We start from the raw sequence: 13980 nt of genomic DNA on the forward strand, positions 1-13980 counted from the left end.
CGTTCCTGACTCTCGACAAGCCAGAAACTAAGCCGGACAACGGCGTGCGCCCCCACGCCACGCTCAACCACCCACACATCGGTACAAAGAGCCCGTTAAGGCCACCTTACGGGCGTCAGACACCCGTAAGGTGGCCTTAACGGCACTTCAGAGGACGTCGGGGATTTCGGGGCGCGTGAGTTCCGTGCGCGGGGTGGCCAAGGTGACGCGGTCGCGGCCGGCCGCCTTGGCTTCGAAGAGCGCGTCGTCCGCTGCCTGCAGCAGGATCGTGTAGTCCTTGGCCGTTTCCGGGTACACCGCGGCGCCGATCGACGCGGTCAGGCCGGCGATCACCTCGGGCTTGCCCGGGCGGATCACCGGGACCGCGACCTCGATGCGGGCGATCGCCGTCCGGATGCGGTCGGCGATCGCCACGATCTCCGCGCTCGTCGTGCCCGGGAGGAGGACCACGAACTCGTCGCCGCCGAAGCGGCCCACGTAGTCGCCGCCGCGGACCGCGCCCTGGATGGCCGCCGCGACCGCGCGGAGGACCTCGTCGCCCGCCAGGTGGCCGTTGCCGTCGTCGATGGCCTTGAAGTGGTCGATGTCGATCATCAGGACGCCCGCCGTCGACGACAGCTCCGCCGCGCGGGCCAGTTCGTTGCGGGCCAGCTGGACCCAGAACTCCGGGGCGAGCAGCGCGGTCTTGGAGTCGGTGCGCGCGGCGGCCTGGAACTGCGGCAGCAGCAGGCCGATGTGCAGCGCCACCGGCGTCACCATCAGCACCGGCAGCAGCCACGGCCGGACGGTCATCACCAGCGCGATGCCGCAGCCGACACCGACCGCCGCCAGCACGATCAGCACGTCGGACGGGTTGCCGAACGCCCGCCGCGGCGGCTTGCCCGGGTTGCTCATCAGGATCGCGAGGATCACCAGCACGTAGTTGAGCCCGAAGTACACCAGGCCGGCCGCCAGCAACGCCGTCATCCCGCCGAAGCCGTCCAAATGGGGGACGTACGGCGCGAGGTGCCCGGTGCCCGCCCAGAGGACGGCGCCCGCGGCGAAACAGGCGAGGATGACGGTGGCCCCGGAAAACACTTTCCGGTGAATCACGCCGCGGCGCTGGTAAACGCGCACCCAGGAATGGGCGTAACTGACGACGATGACGAGTGTGGCCAGCGGCGGGGGCAGCAGGAGCAGCCCGGCGAAGATCCAGATCGACTGCAGGTGCATGTGCGGCCTGCCGTCGGCGGCCAGCTCGCGGATGCGCTCGATGCGTTGCGCCGCTTCGAGGTGCACGACCTCACCCGCGAGGATCAGTCCACACCAGAGCATCGACTGGGTGGTGATCGGCACGAGCGACGCCGTGGCGGCGACCGCGATCAGCGCCAGCGCGTCGACGACGAGGACGTAGCCGAGCACCGGAGTGGCCAGCTTCCACATCGCCCACGTACGGAGACCTGATCGTGGACGTTCTGAGCTGGGCTTTCGCCCTTGGGACCCGGACAATCCCACGAAACGCCCCTCTTCCCAGGACGGAACTCTTCGCGGAAATCGTCACTGTAATCGAATGAACGCGGTGTGTCACTAGGCCGGTCAGGCTACCGTCCGGTCACGCACCGTGCAAGATCCCTCACGAACAGGAGAAAACCATGTCGCACTTCCTGCCCGCGAACCACATCGTCCCGGCCCGCCGGCGCGCGCAGCGGCCGACCGACTGGACGCGGCAGCTCCCCACCGACTGGACCCGCGCGATCCCGACCGACTGGACCCCGCGGCAGCTGCCGACCGACTGGACCGCGCGCGAACTGCCCACCGACTGGACCGTCCGCGAGCTCCCGACGGATTGGACCCGCCCCGGCGTCTCGCCAGCTCTGCCGGAGTGCCCGACCGACTGAGGCTTGTTCTGGTTAGGCCGCCACGGCCGCCGCACCCGCCGCCGGTTCGGTGCGGGAGTCATGCGGCGGCCGACGGCTGAACATGCCTCACTGGACGTGGCCCTGACCGGTACCCCGGTGACCGGCCGCATCGGCCGGTCACCGGGGAGCCCGGTGCCACAGCCGGGCTGCCCCGAACGCCGCCACCACGCCGATCGCGCCCGCGCCGGCGACCACCGCGTGCGGTGCCACGCGCTCGGCCGCGAGCCCGGCCAGCACCACGCCCAGCCCCTGCGACACCCGCAGCGCCGTCAGCGCGAAGCCGAACGCCTGCGCGCGCTGGGCGTCCGGGGTCAGCTGGACGAACGTCGTGTTCGCGATCAGGTTGTACGAACTGGCCACCCCCGACAGCGTCAGCAGCGTGAGCGTGCCCGCCAGGTCCGGCCGCAGCGCGCAGCCCAGCAGCGCCGCGCACGCGAGCACGGCCAGCGGCCCGAGCAGCCGGGCACGGCGGGCAGGCGGGATCCGGGACAGCGCCGCCATCCCGAGCACGTTCCCCAGCGCGTACGCCCCGAGCAGCAGCCCCACGACGGCCGCGCCGTCCCCGAGTTCGGCGGCGTAGGGCGCGGCGATCGCCTCGCCCGCGATGTAGCAGCCCGACACGCAACCCAGCGCCACCAGCGCGAGCCGCCGCCGGTCGCCAGTCACGACCGTCCAGCCCGCGCGGACGTGCCGCCACCAGCGGACGCCGGACGACTCGTGCGGCGGCCGCGGGTGGACGCCGGTGGCCAGGAACAGCGCCGACACCGCGAAGCTCGCCGCGTCCGCCAGCAGTGCCCCGCCGGTGCCGACGCCCGCGACGAGCACCCCGCCCAGCGCGAAGCCGGCGACCTGGCCCGCCTGCACCAGCATCATCAGCAACCCCATACCGGGCACGAAGGTCTCGCCGGGCAGCACCTGCGGCAGCAGCGCCGCGCGCGCGGAGTTCCAGACCGGGTTGAGCAGCTGGACGCCGACCAGCAGCGCCGCCACCGACGGCAGGGGGAGACCGGGCACCGCCATCACGGCCACCGCGACCGCGCGCAGGACGTCCGCCGCGACCATCACCGTCCGCGGCGGGTACCGGTCGGCCAGCCCGGACAGCAGCGGCCCGCCGACGAGGTCCGGCAGGAACGTCAGCGCGTACGTCAGCGCGGCCCAGCCGGGCGAATTCGTGCGGTCGTAGACCAGGATCGACAGCGCGACGCGCGCCAGCTGGTCACCGGTGACCGAGACCAGCTGGGCGGAGAACAGCGCCCGGAACTCGGTCACGCCGAGGACGTCCCGGAAGCCGACCGCGCGTGCCGTCATGGACACCCAGGGTACCGCCGCGAACGCTCAGCGTGAACGTCCGTTAGGAGGTCATTGCCCCTCGCCGCACGTGATTTTCGGCTGCGGGTTGTAGTGGACCGTCCGGGTCGACCGGCTGACCTCGCGGCCGGTGGCGGCGTCCTTGAGCACGCGGGTGTCGGTCGTGGTGAACCCGGGCGCGCCGTTGGACGCGTGGCAGTTCTCCTTCGGGCCCGGCTTGGCCTGCGGGTCGCTCGGGTTCGAACGGCCGCCGGGGATCGACTCGACCGTGTAGCGCTTGGTGCCCCACAGCTTCACGGTGATCGACGACGGCGACCAGATCGCCTGGATCGCGATGCCGGTCGGCGAGTCGTTGGTGAACTTGAGGTCGATCACGCTGGAGCCGTTGGGGTTCTGGAACACCGTCGCCTCGCGCGCGGCGGGGTAGCGGCTGATGTAGTAGCTGTGCTCCTTGTGCCCCGCGTCCTTCATGCCCGCGAAGTAGGACGCGTTGTACAGCGTGGTCGCGAACTGCGAGATGCCGCCGCCGACCTCGCGCCCGGGGGCGCCGTCCTTGATCACGCCCGCCTCGACGTAGCCCTGCGCCTTGCCGCGCGGGCCGGTGAACCCGTTGAGGCTGAAGGTTTCCCCCGGCTTGACGATGGCGCCGTTCACCTTCTGCGCGACGACGCGGATGTTGGTGCCGGAGTCGGGCGCGAAGCCGCCGGTGGTGAACTCGCCGACGACCTCCTTCACGCCCAGCTGGTTCGCCTGCTCGGTCGTCACCTTCGCCGGCGCGTCCTTGTAGATCGCCGGCACCTCGCGGCCGTCGGTCTTCTTCAGGACGTCGGGCAGCGGCTTGAGGCTCGGGTCCCAGTCGATCGTCCGGCCGTCGGTGGAGGGGTCGACCGTGGGCTTGCCGCCCTCGAAGACGATGGTCGCCTCCTTGCCCTCCTTCTCGGTGGACTTCAGCTGCGGCCCGGCCGCTTCGACGATCTTGGCGTTGTCGATCTTCGGGTTGAGCCCGCCGCCTTCGCCGGGCTCGAACGTGATCGCCGCGGCGATGGCCTCCGGCGGCACGGTGGCGTTCTTGCCCTCGCCCTTGACCACCAGCGGACCCGAAACGGCGGGGCGCGCGAACTGGTCCAACGCGGCCTGGACGCCTTCCGGGGTGGTGCGGACCGGCGTGCTCGTCACCGGCAGCGCAAGGGTCTCGCCACGCGCCCAGTGCTCGATGACGGCGGCGCTCGCGGCCGGCACGTCGAGCTTCTGCCCGGGCTTCGGCGGCACGGCGACCGGGTTCGCGCCCTCGAACTTCACGGTGCCTTCGACGGGGTCGCGGTCGACCTGGCCGCGCAGCTGCTCCAGCGCGGTGGTGAGCTTGGCGTCCTCGGCGTGGCTGACGACGCCGACCTCGCGGGTGGAGAACAGCGACGACAGGCGCGTGAACGGGTTCAGCGGCTGCTCGCCCGCCTGGTCGAGGGTCTGCGGCCAGTCGAGCTTCAGCCCGGCGAGGGTCGGCGACAGCGTTCCCTGGACGTCGCCGGCCGTCACGGCCAGCGGACGGGTGAGCCGCGGCTCGATCCGGCCGCGCAGCTCCTGCTCGGCGGCGTCGCGGTCCATCCCGCCGACGTCGACGCCGGCCACGGTCACCCCGCGTGGCACGCTGCCCTGGCTGACCAGCAGGTCGATGCCGTAGACCACGACGAGGAAACCGAAGACCCCGCCGGCGATCCAGCCGGCTTTGCGCAGGTCGCGCCGCTTCGGGGGAGTGGGTTCCGGTTCGGGCCGGACGACCGGCAGGACGTCCGTCTGCTCACCGTGTGACTCGGGCCAGCGCGGTTCGTACGGCAACTCTCACCCCTTCAACGCGGCACCGGTTTGCGCCGGTGACGACGTCAGCGTACGGGGCAGCCGGACAAGCCGTACGACTCGCCCTAACGGGGGATGAACCGGTCACGGAACGGTTAACCGAAGCAACCTCAACGCGCGTCCGGTTCCGGATTGTGCCCGGCCCGCGCCAGAAAGTCGAAGTCACAGCCCTCGTCCGCCTGCGTGATGTGTTCGCTGTAGAGCGCGCCGTAGCCGCGTTCGAACCGCGGCGCCGGCGGTGTCCACTCGGCACGGCGCCGGTCCAGTTCCTCTTCGGACACCTCCAGGCGCAGTACCCGCGAAGGAACGTCCAAGGTGATCAGGTCGCCGTCGCGGACCAGCGCGAGCGGGCCGCCGACGTGCGACTCCGGGGCCACGTGCAGCACGCAGGCGCCGTAGCTGGTGCCGCTCATCCGCGCGTCCGAGATCCGGACCATGTCCCGCACGCCCTGCGCCAGCAGGTGCGCGGGGATCGGCAGCATCCCGTACTCGGGCATGCCCGGGCCGCCGAGCGGACCCGAGCCGCGCAGGACGAGCACGGAATCCGCGGTGGTGGACGGGTCGTCGATCCGCTTCTTGAGGTCGGCGTAGTCCTCGAACACCACGGCCGGGCCGGTGTGCGTGAGCAGGTGCGGCTCGGCCGCGATGTGCTTGATGACCGCGCCCGACGGCGCCAGGTTGCCGTGCAGCACGGCGACCCCGCCCTCGGCGGCGACCGGGTTGTCCCGCGGCCGGATGACGTCGTCGTCGTGCACCTGCGCGCCGGCGAGGTTCTCGCCGAGGGTGCGGCCGGTGACGGTGAGGCGTTCGGGGTGCAGCAGGCCGGTCAGCCGCGACAGCAGCCCGGGCAAGCCGCCCGCGTAGTAGAAGTCCTCCATCAGCCAGTCGCCGCCGGGCCGGATGTTCGCCAGCACCGGCACGCGCCGCGCGATCGCGTCGAAGTCGGCGAGGCTGACCGGGATCCCGCTGCGCCCGGCCATCGCGATCAGGTGGATCACGGCGTTGGTCGAGCCGCCGAGCGCGAGCACGGTGGTGATGGCGTCGGCGTACGCGCGCTTGTCCAGCACCTGCGTGATCGTGAGGTCCTCCCAGACCATGCCGACGATCCGCGCGCCGCTCGCCGCGGCCATCCGGTGGTGCGCCGAGTCGACGGCGGGGATCGACGCGGCGCCCGGCAGCGTCACGCCGAGCACCTCCGCGGCCGACGTCATCGTCGAGGCCGTCCCCATCGTCATGCAGTGGCCGGGCGAGCGCGCGAGACCTCGCTCCAATTCGGACATTTCGGCGTCGCCGATCAGCCCGGCGCGCTTGTCGTCCCAGTACTTCCACATGTCCGTGCCGCTGCCGAGGACTTCGTCGCGCCAGTGCCCGCGCAGCATCGGCCCGGCCGGCACGAAGATCGCGGGCAGCCCGGCGCTCGCCGCGCCCATCAGCAGCGCCGGCGTCGTCTTGTCGCAGCCGCCCATCAGGACGGCGCCGTCGATCGGGTAGGACCGGAGGATCTCCTCGGTCTCCATGGCGAGGAGGTTCCGGTAGAGCATCGGCGTCGGCTTCTGGTAGGTCTCCGACAGTGTCGCGACCGGGAACTCCAGCGGGAAGCCGCCGGCCTGCCAGACGCCGCGCTTGACCTGCTCGGCGCGTTCGCGCAGGTGCATGTGGCAGGGGTTGATGTCCGACCACGTGTTGAGGATGCCGATGACCGGCTTGCCGAGGTGCTCTTCCGGGTTGTAGCCCAGTTGACGGCTGCGGGCGCGGTGGCTGAAGTTGCGCAGTTCGCCGCCGCCGAACCACCGGTGGCTGCGGAGCTCCTCGGGTCGTTTCATGCGATCCAGTATGGCATCTGATATATGATCTCGCGGGCCTGGTTGAATGGGATCCGACACCAGCTAGGGAGTGCGCCATGACCGGGACGTTCAGCTTGCCGGCCTCGCGGACCGAAGTGGTCCTCGAGGAGATCCGGCGCGGCATCCTCACCCGGGAGCTGGTGCCCGGCCAGCCGCTGGTCGAAGCGGAGCTGGCCGCGCGCCTCGGCGTGTCCAAGACGCCGGTCCGCGAGGCGCTCAAGGTGCTCTCGAACTCCGGCCTCGTGACGTTCAGCCCGTACAAGGGCGCGTCCGTGGTCACGGTCGACGCCGAGCTGGCGAAGTCGGTCTACGACGTCCGGACGGTGCTCGAGCCGGAAGCCGTCCGGCGGACCGTGGCGCAGCGCGACCCCGCTCTGCTCGAAGACGCGGCGGAGGCGCTGAAGGAGGCGTCGGCGGCGATCGCGGACAAGGACCAGGCCGCGCTCAGCCTGCTGAACCGCCGGTTCCACCGCGCCCTCTACCGCGGCTGCGGCAACCCGCTCATGGTCAGCATCCTCGACGACCTGAAGGACCGCGCGGCGCTGATCAGCGTCGTCGGCTGGGAGGCCAACCCCAGCTGGAAGAAGGAGTGGAACGAGCACAAGGCGGTGCTCGCGGCGGCCAAGAAGGGCGACGCCGACGGCGCCGCGGCGCTGCTGCGCGACCACATCGGCGGGTTCCTGGAACGGGTGCTCAAGGCCATCGGATGAGGCTCCTGCTGATCTCCGACACCCACCTGCCGGCCCGCGCCCGCGAGCTGCCGGCGCAGGTGTGGGACGAGGTCGCGGCCGCGGACGTCGTCGTGCACGCGGGCGACTGGGTCGAGGTCGCCCTGCTCGACGAGCTGGAAGCGCGCAGCAAGCGGCTGATCGGCGTGTACGGCAACAACGACGGCGCGGACCTGCGGGCGCGGCTGCCCGAGATCGCGCGGGCGGACCTCGGCGGCGTGCGGCTGGCCGTGATCCACGAGACCGGCGCGAAGCAGGGCCGTGAGCAGCGGTGCGACGCGCTGTTCCCGGACACCGACGTGCTCGTCTTCGGCCACAGCCACATCCCGTGGGACACGGTGGCGCCGTCCGGCCTGCGGCTGCTCAACCCCGGTTCGCCGACCGACCGGCGCCGCCAGCCGACCTGCACGTACCAGACCGCGCGCGTCGAGGACGGCGCGCTGGTGGACGTCGAGCTGCACCACCTGCCCCGGAGGGGGTAGACAGGTCCCATGGATCCGGCATGGGCGTTGCGGGAGATCGCGTTCCAGCTCGAACGCGCGGGGGAACCGACCTACCGCGTCCGGGCGTTCCGGAACGCGGCCGCGACCGTCGACAAGACCGACGCCTCGCAGCTGGCTTCGATGGCGGAGAACGGCACGCTGACCTCGCTGCCCGGTATCGGGAAGGCGACCGCCGGCGTCATCGAGGACGTGCTGGCCGGGCGCGATCCGGCGTACCGCGCCAAGCTCGTGGAGAAGAAGCTGCCGGACGGCGAGCCGCTGCGCTCGGCGCTGCGCGGGGACTGCCACACCCATTCGGACTGGTCGGACGGCGGCAGCTCGATCGGCGAGATGGCCGTCGCCGGGCGCGACCTCGGGCACGAGTGGATGGTGCTGACCGACCACTCGCCGCGGCTGACCGTCGCGAACGGGCTCTCGCCGGACCGGCTGCGGACGCAGATGCAGATCGTCGCGAAGGCCAACGAGCTGATGGCGCCCTTCCGGCTGCTGCACGGCATCGAGGTCGACATCCTCGACGACGGCTCGCTCGACCAGGAGGATGAACTGCTGGGGCAGCTGGACTTCGTCGTCGCGAGCGTGCACTCGAAGCTGAAGATGCCCGCCAGGGACATGACCCGGCGGATGGTCGCGGCAGTCCGCAACCCGCGTACGAGGGTGCTCGGGCACTGCACCGGGCGGCTGGTCGTCGGCCGCGGGCGCCCCGAGTCGGAGTTCGACGCCGAAGCCGTGTTCACCGCGTGCCGCGAGAACGGCGTCGCGGTCGAGATCAACTCTCGGCCGGAGCGGCTCGACCCGCCGATGCGCTTGCTGCGGCTGGCGGCGGAGATCGGCTGCGACTTCACCATCGACAGCGACGCGCACGCGCCGGGGCAGCTCGACTGGCTGGGCTACGGCTGCGAGCGGGCGATCAAGGCGGGCATCGGCCCCGAGCGGATCCTCAACACCCGCACGGCCGACGAGCTGGTCAGCCGCTGATCTCGATGACCGGGTGCCGCGCCGGGTCGAGCCAGCGCAGCAGCGCCGTCAGGTCCGCGCCGTCGACCGCGACGCAGCCCGCGGTCGGCTTCCCGTCGGTGACGTGCAGGAAGAACGCCGAGCCCGCGCCCGGCACGACCGGCGAGCGGTTGTAGTCGATGACGACGGCGTTGGCGTAGACCGGACCCGCCTTGCCGAGGTTCTCCCCGGCGGCCTCGTCGAACGGGCACGTGCCGGGTGCGCACGCGTAGTGCGTGTTGTAGTGCGGGGACCCGACGTCGGAGACCCACCAGTCCGAGGTGGTGACTTCGCGGTAGGGCAGCCGGGTTTCGGCCGGTTCGGTGCCGAACGCTTCGGTGAGCGGCCAGACGCCGGCCGGGGTGCGGGACGTCGACTCGCTCGCCTGCCCGACGCCGTTCTTCCCGATGTGCGCGGAAACCGGGCCGTACGCCTTCGTCCACTCGCCTTTGGTGCGCTGCCAAGCGGTGAGGACGGCGGTGGTCGCGCCCGCCGAATCGGCCTGGACGGTGATGCGCTGCTCCGGCTCGGGCTGCTCCGGTGAGGCGGCGCCGCTGGTCAGCAGCGCGGCCGCGGCCAGCGTGACACCGAGGGATCTCCTGCGCATGCCGGAGAGCCTAGCGGTGCCACGCGGGCCGCGCCGGGCTCAGTTGATGGTGTAGGAGTCGCCGTAGACCTTCCACTTCAGCGGCGTGTGCAGGTCGAAGTTGCCCGCGTTGAGGAACACCAGCTGCTCGGTGTCCACGCGGGAGGTGTCGGCGTGCGCCTCTTCCTGCTTCATGATCACCTTGCGGGCGGCGAAGAACGCCTTGAGGTACGTCGCCTCGTCGCCGCCCTGGGCCGGGGTCTTCGCCTTCTTCATCGCGGCCTTGCGGATGCCGCCGAAGCTGTCGGAGCTGTCGCCGGGGCCGTGCATGACGATCGCGTCGTAGTAGGCGAACTGGCCGAGGTTGCTGAGGCCGTCCGACTTGCCCTGGTTCACCGCGGGGTTGAAGTAGACGCGGTCGCGTTCGTTGTTCTGCGCGGTCTGGAACGCGCTGGTGGCGGCGGCCTGCTTCCACGCGCTCACGAAGGCCGAGCCGAGGCCGGAGTGGGAGTCGGTGCCGTTCACCTTGCGCAGCGCGGGAAGGAACTTGGCGAGGGGGTTGTCGGGCACGGAATTCGTGTAGGCCTCGACGAGTTCGAGCATGTCGCCGGTGCCGGAGCAGAACCCGATGATGCCGGCGGTGTACCCACGGCCGTCGCCGATGTCCTCGATGTACTTGTACTGCGCTTTCCAGTCCAGCGACGAGTTTTCCGCGCTGGAGACCAGCTTCATCGCGATCTCCTTCTTGGCCGGCGCCGAGAGGTCGCCGACGGCCCGGACGCTCGCGCTGACCGTGCCGGGTGCTTCGTTCGCGGCGATCGCGGGAGTGGTGATCACGAGGGCGGCGACGGAGGCCGCGCCGAGCGCGCCGACGAGAACCGGCCGCAACTTCTTGCTCATGGGAGGAGACCCTTTCCGCGGGTGCGCCGTGGGGGATCACGGCGGGTACGGGTGATGCGGGTGGAGCTGCGGCGTAGCGACACGGTAGCGAAGAGTCAGCGGGGTTCACAAGAGGCGGAATTCGTTCATGTTCGTGAACGGTCCAGACCACCGGGTCCGGTCCGGAAAGGACGGCGAGCGGGTGACCGGCCGCGTGGTCTGTCCGGCGTCGCGGGGATGCCATGAAAGGGTCGTTCATGTCGTCTGGCGAGATGAACGACCCTTTCATGACATCTCGGATGGGCGGATCGGCCACGCTGCCCGACTTTGCCGGGGCCCTGTCGCCTGGTGACACCGCGGACCCACCCGGCGCGGCGCTGCCGGAGCCCTGACAGCCGAGCTGGGCGCGCGAGGGGTCAGCGGGCCCCGGCGAAGAGGCGGATCACGTCCGGGAGCACGCTCACCGGGATCGTCGGGTCGATCGCCCGCTGCACGCCCAGCCCGATGCCCAGGCTGAGCAGCGCCGTCGCGGCGTCGTCGGCCGACATCGGGAGCGTGATACCGAAGCGCTCGGCGTACCCCGTGAGCAGGCCGGCGATGGTCTCGCGGATCGCCTTGTCGCGCGCGGCCAGCTCGGCGCGCACATGCGGATCGCGGCGGGCGTTGGTGGCGAACTCGACCTCCAGCGCGGTCCACGCCTCGTCGCCGATGCTGCGCTCGGCCCACGCCTGGAACGCCGTGAGCAGCCCGTCCATCCCGTCCGCGCCGGACAGCGCTTCGGCGACCAGCGCGACCTGTTCGTCGTGGATCAGGTCGAGCACTGCGAGGCAGAGCTCGTCCTTGCTGCGGAAGTTCGAGTACACCGCGCCCTTCGAGTAGCCGGCCTCGTCCGCGACCTTCTCCAGCGACGTCACCGAGTAGCCGTCGCGCAGGAAGAGCTGCTTGGCGGTGTCGATGAGCTGCTGCCGGGTGCGCGCCTGGCTTTCCGCGCGGGTGAGTCGGGCCATGGGTGCACTCTAGCCACGTCCGGAATCGGGGTACCGCTAGTATCGAGATACTGCTAGTCTCCGAAAATGGACCAACGCCACTTCGAAGTCCTCGTCGTCGGAGCCGGGGCCTCGGGGCTGGGTGCCGCCATCCGCCTCGGCCAGGCCGGGGTCACCGACCTCGCCGTGCTGGAGAAGGCGGACGCGCTCGGCGGCACCTGGCGTGACAACACCTACCCCGGCTGCGCGTGCGACGTCCCGTCCGCGCTGTACTCGTACTCCTTCGCGCCGAACCCGGAGTGGACGCGCGCGTTCGCCGGGCAGCCGGAGATCCGCGCGTACCTGCGCGAGACGGCCGAGCGGTTCGGCGTCACGGGGAAGATCCGGTACGGCGTCGAGGTCACGCGCTCGCAGTGGAACCCGCGGGAATCGTTGTGGGAGCTGGAGACCACGGCCGGGCCGTACACCGCGCGGATCCTGGTCGCCGGCACCGGGCCGTGGCACGAACCCAAGATCCCGGATCTGCCCGGCCTCGCCGATTTCCCGGGCGAGGTCTTCCACTCCGCGCGCTGGAACTACGGCTACGACCTGGCGGGCAAGCGCGTCGCGGTGATCGGCACCGGCGCGTCCGCCGTGCAGTTCGTGCCCGAGATCGTGCCGCGCGTGGCGGAACTGCACCTGTTCCAGCGCACCGCGCAGTGGGTGCTGCCGAAGCCGGACCACCACGTCCCCGGCGTCGAACGGTTCCTGCTGCGGCGGTTCCCGGCGCTGCAGCGGGCGTTGCGCGGTGCCGAATACGGCGCGATGGAGGCGCTCGGGTTCGGCTTCCGGCACCCGTGGCTGCTGCGGCAGGTGCAGAAGATCGGGCTCGCGCACCTGCGGCTGACCGTGCGGGATCCGGTGCTGCGCAAGGCGTTGACGCCGGACTACACGCTGGGCTGCAAGCGGCTCCTGATGTCCAACACGTACTACCGCTCGCTCACCGCGTCCCATGTGGACGTGCACCCGACGGGCGTTTCGGCCGTGCGGGACGGTCGCGTGCTCGGTGCGGACGGCTCGTCCGCCGAGGTCGACGCGATCATCTTCGGCACCGGCTTCCACATCCTCGACATGCCGGTGTCGGCGCGCGTGTTCGACGGCGACGGCCGCAGCCTCGACGACCACTGGAAGGGCAGCCCGACGGCGTACCTCGGGACGACCGTCGCCGGCTTCCCCAACCTCTACCTGCTGCTGGGCCCGAGCCTCGGCACCGGGCACTCGTCGGCGTTCATGATCATGGAAGCCCAGCTGCGGCACACGGTGGCCGCGGTGACCCGGACGCTGCGCTCGGGGTGGGCGTCGGTGTCGGTGCGCCCGGACGTACAGCAGGCGTTCAACGCGGACGTCCAGGCGGCGCTGCCGGGGACGGTCTACCAGTCCGGCGGGTGTTCGAGCTACTACACGGACGTCAACGGGCGCAACAGCTTCAGCTGGCCGTTCTCGACCGGACGGCTGCGCTCGCAGGTGGGTTCGTTCGACGAAGCGGACTACGAAATCCGGAGGGCCCATGCGGTTCGGTAACGGCTACCCGGCGATCGACCCGCGCGGCGCGGTCGTCGCGATCACCGGCGGGGCAAGGGGAATCGGCCGCGCGACGGCGGCGGAGTTCGCCGCGCGCGGGGCCACGGTGTGCGTCGGCGACCTGGACACCGTGCCGATCCCCGACGCGCACGGCTTCCCGCTGGACGTCACCGTGCGCGCGTCCTTCGACGCGTTCGCCGCCGGGGTGACCGCGCGGTTCGGGCGGATCGACGTGCTGGTCAACAACGCCGGCGTGATGCCGCTCGGGGACTTCCTGGAGGAACCGGACGCGGTTGGCCGGACCACTTTGGACGTCAACGTGCAGGGGCTGGTCCACGGCCTGCGCTCGGTGCTGCCGGGGATGATCGCGCGCGGGCGGGGGCACGTGGTGAACGTGGCGTCGATGGCGGGCAAGATCCCGCTGCCGGGCATGGCGGTGTACAACGCGAGCAAGTTCGCGGCGGTCGGCCTGACGGCGGCGGTCCGCCGCGAGTACGCGGCGACGGGGGTGAGCGTCAGCGCGGTCCTGCCCGGCGCGGTGCGGACCGAGCTGTCCTCGGGCGTGCGGCTCGGCGGCGCACTGCCCACAGTGGACCCGGAGGACGTGGCGAAGGCGATCGCGGGCACGCTGCGGACCCGCCGCGCGGAGACGGCGGTGCCGAGGTGGCTGGCGGGCTGGGACCTGCTGGCCGCGCTCACCCCGGAGCGGGTGATGACGTGGGCCCGCGGTGTGATCGGCGACGACCGGGCGCTGACGGAACTGGACCCGGCGGGCAGGTCGGCCTACGTGGGCCGGGTCGCGGCGCAGGTGCGGTCGCGAGCGGGGTCGTGAGTGTTTAGGGCG

General features: G+C 71.4%; 13 protein-coding genes. 6 read left to right on the top strand and 7 right to left on the bottom strand.

What is annotated here, in order from left to right; all coding sequences use genetic code 11:
* Positions 1 to 147: 147 nt before the first annotated feature.
* Positions 148 to 1422: a GGDEF domain-containing protein gene (locus EIY87_RS02455; RefSeq protein ID WP_125306018.1), complete on the bottom strand. Its 1275-nt coding sequence runs from the start codon at positions 1420 to 1422 to the stop codon at positions 148 to 150.
* Positions 1423 to 1631: 209 nt separating this feature from the next.
* Between EIY87_RS02455 and EIY87_RS02460 the strand changes: the two genes are divergently transcribed.
* A complete protein-coding gene (locus tag EIY87_RS02460) occupies positions 1632 to 1877 on the top strand; it encodes a hypothetical protein (protein WP_125306019.1) in 246 nt (81 codons plus the stop codon).
* A 138-nt stretch (positions 1878 to 2015) separates the two neighbouring features.
* Here EIY87_RS02460 and EIY87_RS02465 read toward each other — a convergent pair whose 3' ends face one another.
* The 3 genes from EIY87_RS02465 to araD all read right to left on the bottom strand — a co-directional run bounded on the left by EIY87_RS02465 (position 2016) and on the right by araD (position 6880).
* On the bottom strand, positions 2016 to 3206 hold the full coding sequence (locus EIY87_RS02465) for an MFS transporter (RefSeq protein WP_125306020.1): 1191 nt from the start codon (positions 3204 to 3206) through the stop codon (positions 2016 to 2018).
* 51 nt (positions 3207 to 3257) lie between these two features.
* Positions 3258 to 5039 (bottom strand): VanW family protein, encoded by a 1782-nt coding sequence (locus tag EIY87_RS02470; RefSeq protein WP_125306021.1) that lies wholly within the window; start codon positions 5037 to 5039, stop codon positions 3258 to 3260.
* A 128-nt stretch (positions 5040 to 5167) separates the two neighbouring features.
* Positions 5168 to 6880, bottom strand: a complete 1713-nt coding sequence (gene araD / locus EIY87_RS02475) for an L-arabinonate dehydratase (protein WP_125306022.1) — start codon at positions 6878 to 6880, stop codon at positions 5168 to 5170.
* Between the two features lie 77 nt (positions 6881 to 6957).
* On the opposite strand from araD, the gene EIY87_RS02480 reads away from it, so the two are divergent.
* Genes EIY87_RS02480 through EIY87_RS02490 form a run of 3 tightly spaced genes read left to right on the top strand, consistent with a single transcriptional unit; the run spans position 6958 to position 9107 of the window.
* Entirely contained in the window at positions 6958 to 7611 is a 654-nt protein-coding gene (locus tag EIY87_RS02480) for a GntR family transcriptional regulator (protein ID WP_125306023.1), read from the top strand.
* On the top strand, positions 7608 to 8111 hold the full coding sequence (locus EIY87_RS02485; RefSeq protein WP_125306024.1) for a metallophosphoesterase family protein: 504 nt from the start codon (positions 7608 to 7610) through the stop codon (positions 8109 to 8111). The genes EIY87_RS02480 and EIY87_RS02485 overlap by 4 nt, the downstream gene beginning before the upstream one ends.
* 9 nt (positions 8112 to 8120) lie before the next feature.
* Positions 8121 to 9107 carry a PHP domain-containing protein gene (locus EIY87_RS02490; RefSeq protein ID WP_125306025.1) on the top strand — a complete coding sequence of 329 codons (987 nt, stop codon included), beginning with the start codon at positions 8121 to 8123 and terminating at the stop codon, positions 9105 to 9107.
* Here the strand turns inward: EIY87_RS02490 and EIY87_RS02495 are convergent.
* From EIY87_RS02495 to EIY87_RS02505, 3 genes are all read right to left on the bottom strand, one after another.
* Positions 9097 to 9732, bottom strand: a complete 636-nt coding sequence (locus EIY87_RS02495; protein WP_125306026.1) for a L,D-transpeptidase family protein — start codon at positions 9730 to 9732, stop codon at positions 9097 to 9099. The genes EIY87_RS02490 and EIY87_RS02495 overlap by 11 nt on opposite strands.
* 39 nt (positions 9733 to 9771) lie before the next feature.
* The gene (locus EIY87_RS02500) at positions 9772 to 10611 is read right to left on the bottom strand and encodes a chitosanase (RefSeq protein WP_125306027.1); all 840 of its coding nucleotides are present in this window, start codon (positions 10609 to 10611) and stop codon (positions 9772 to 9774) included.
* Positions 10612 to 11006: 395 nt separating this feature from the next.
* On the bottom strand, positions 11007 to 11597 hold the full coding sequence (locus EIY87_RS02505) for a TetR/AcrR family transcriptional regulator (protein WP_125306028.1): 591 nt from the start codon (positions 11595 to 11597) through the stop codon (positions 11007 to 11009).
* Between the two features lie 66 nt (positions 11598 to 11663).
* On the opposite strand from EIY87_RS02505, the gene EIY87_RS02510 reads away from it, so the two are divergent.
* Together EIY87_RS02510 and EIY87_RS02515 are read left to right on the top strand one after the other, a co-directional pair.
* Positions 11664 to 13136, top strand: coding sequence for a flavin-containing monooxygenase (locus EIY87_RS02510; protein WP_125306029.1), 1473 nt, complete (start codon positions 11664 to 11666; stop codon positions 13134 to 13136).
* Entirely contained in the window at positions 13123 to 13968 is an 846-nt protein-coding gene (locus EIY87_RS02515) for an SDR family oxidoreductase (protein ID WP_125306030.1), read from the top strand. Before EIY87_RS02510 ends, EIY87_RS02515 begins: the two co-directional genes overlap by 14 nt.
* Positions 13969 to 13980 lie beyond the last annotated feature (12 nt).

It is taken from the genome of Amycolatopsis eburnea (assembly GCF_003937945.1).
In the GTDB taxonomy this organism is placed as follows: Bacteria; Actinomycetota; Actinomycetes; order Mycobacteriales; family Pseudonocardiaceae; genus Amycolatopsis; species Amycolatopsis eburnea.

What these genes read in the sequence shown, in the direction of transcription:
- EIY87_RS02480 (WP_125306023.1), top strand. Translation starts at nt 6,958, where the DNA reads ATGACCGGGACGTTCAGCTTGCCGGCCTCGCGGACCGAAGTGGTCCTC.
- EIY87_RS02515 (WP_125306030.1), top strand. Translation starts at nt 13,123, where the DNA reads ATGCGGTTCGGTAACGGCTACCCGGCGATCGACCCGCGCGGCGCGGTC.
- EIY87_RS02500 (WP_125306027.1), bottom strand. Translation starts at nt 10,611, where the DNA reads ATGAGCAAGAAGTTGCGGCCGGTTCTCGTCGGCGCGCTCGGCGCGGCC.
- EIY87_RS02490 (WP_125306025.1), top strand. Translation starts at nt 8,121, where the DNA reads ATGGATCCGGCATGGGCGTTGCGGGAGATCGCGTTCCAGCTCGAACGC.
- EIY87_RS02460 (WP_125306019.1), top strand. Translation starts at nt 1,632, where the DNA reads ATGTCGCACTTCCTGCCCGCGAACCACATCGTCCCGGCCCGCCGGCGC.
- EIY87_RS02465 (WP_125306020.1), bottom strand. Translation starts at nt 3,206, where the DNA reads ATGACGGCACGCGCGGTCGGCTTCCGGGACGTCCTCGGCGTGACCGAG.
- EIY87_RS02495 (WP_125306026.1), bottom strand. Translation starts at nt 9,732, where the DNA reads ATGCGCAGGAGATCCCTCGGTGTCACGCTGGCCGCGGCCGCGCTGCTG.
- EIY87_RS02510 (WP_125306029.1), top strand. Translation starts at nt 11,664, where the DNA reads ATGGACCAACGCCACTTCGAAGTCCTCGTCGTCGGAGCCGGGGCCTCG.
- araD (WP_125306022.1), bottom strand. Translation starts at nt 6,880, where the DNA reads ATGAAACGACCCGAGGAGCTCCGCAGCCACCGGTGGTTCGGCGGCGGC.
- EIY87_RS02455 (WP_125306018.1), bottom strand. Translation starts at nt 1,422, where the DNA reads ATGTGGAAGCTGGCCACTCCGGTGCTCGGCTACGTCCTCGTCGTCGAC.
- EIY87_RS02485 (WP_125306024.1), top strand. Translation starts at nt 7,608, where the DNA reads ATGAGGCTCCTGCTGATCTCCGACACCCACCTGCCGGCCCGCGCCCGC.
- EIY87_RS02505 (WP_125306028.1), bottom strand. Translation starts at nt 11,597, where the DNA reads ATGGCCCGACTCACCCGCGCGGAAAGCCAGGCGCGCACCCGGCAGCAG.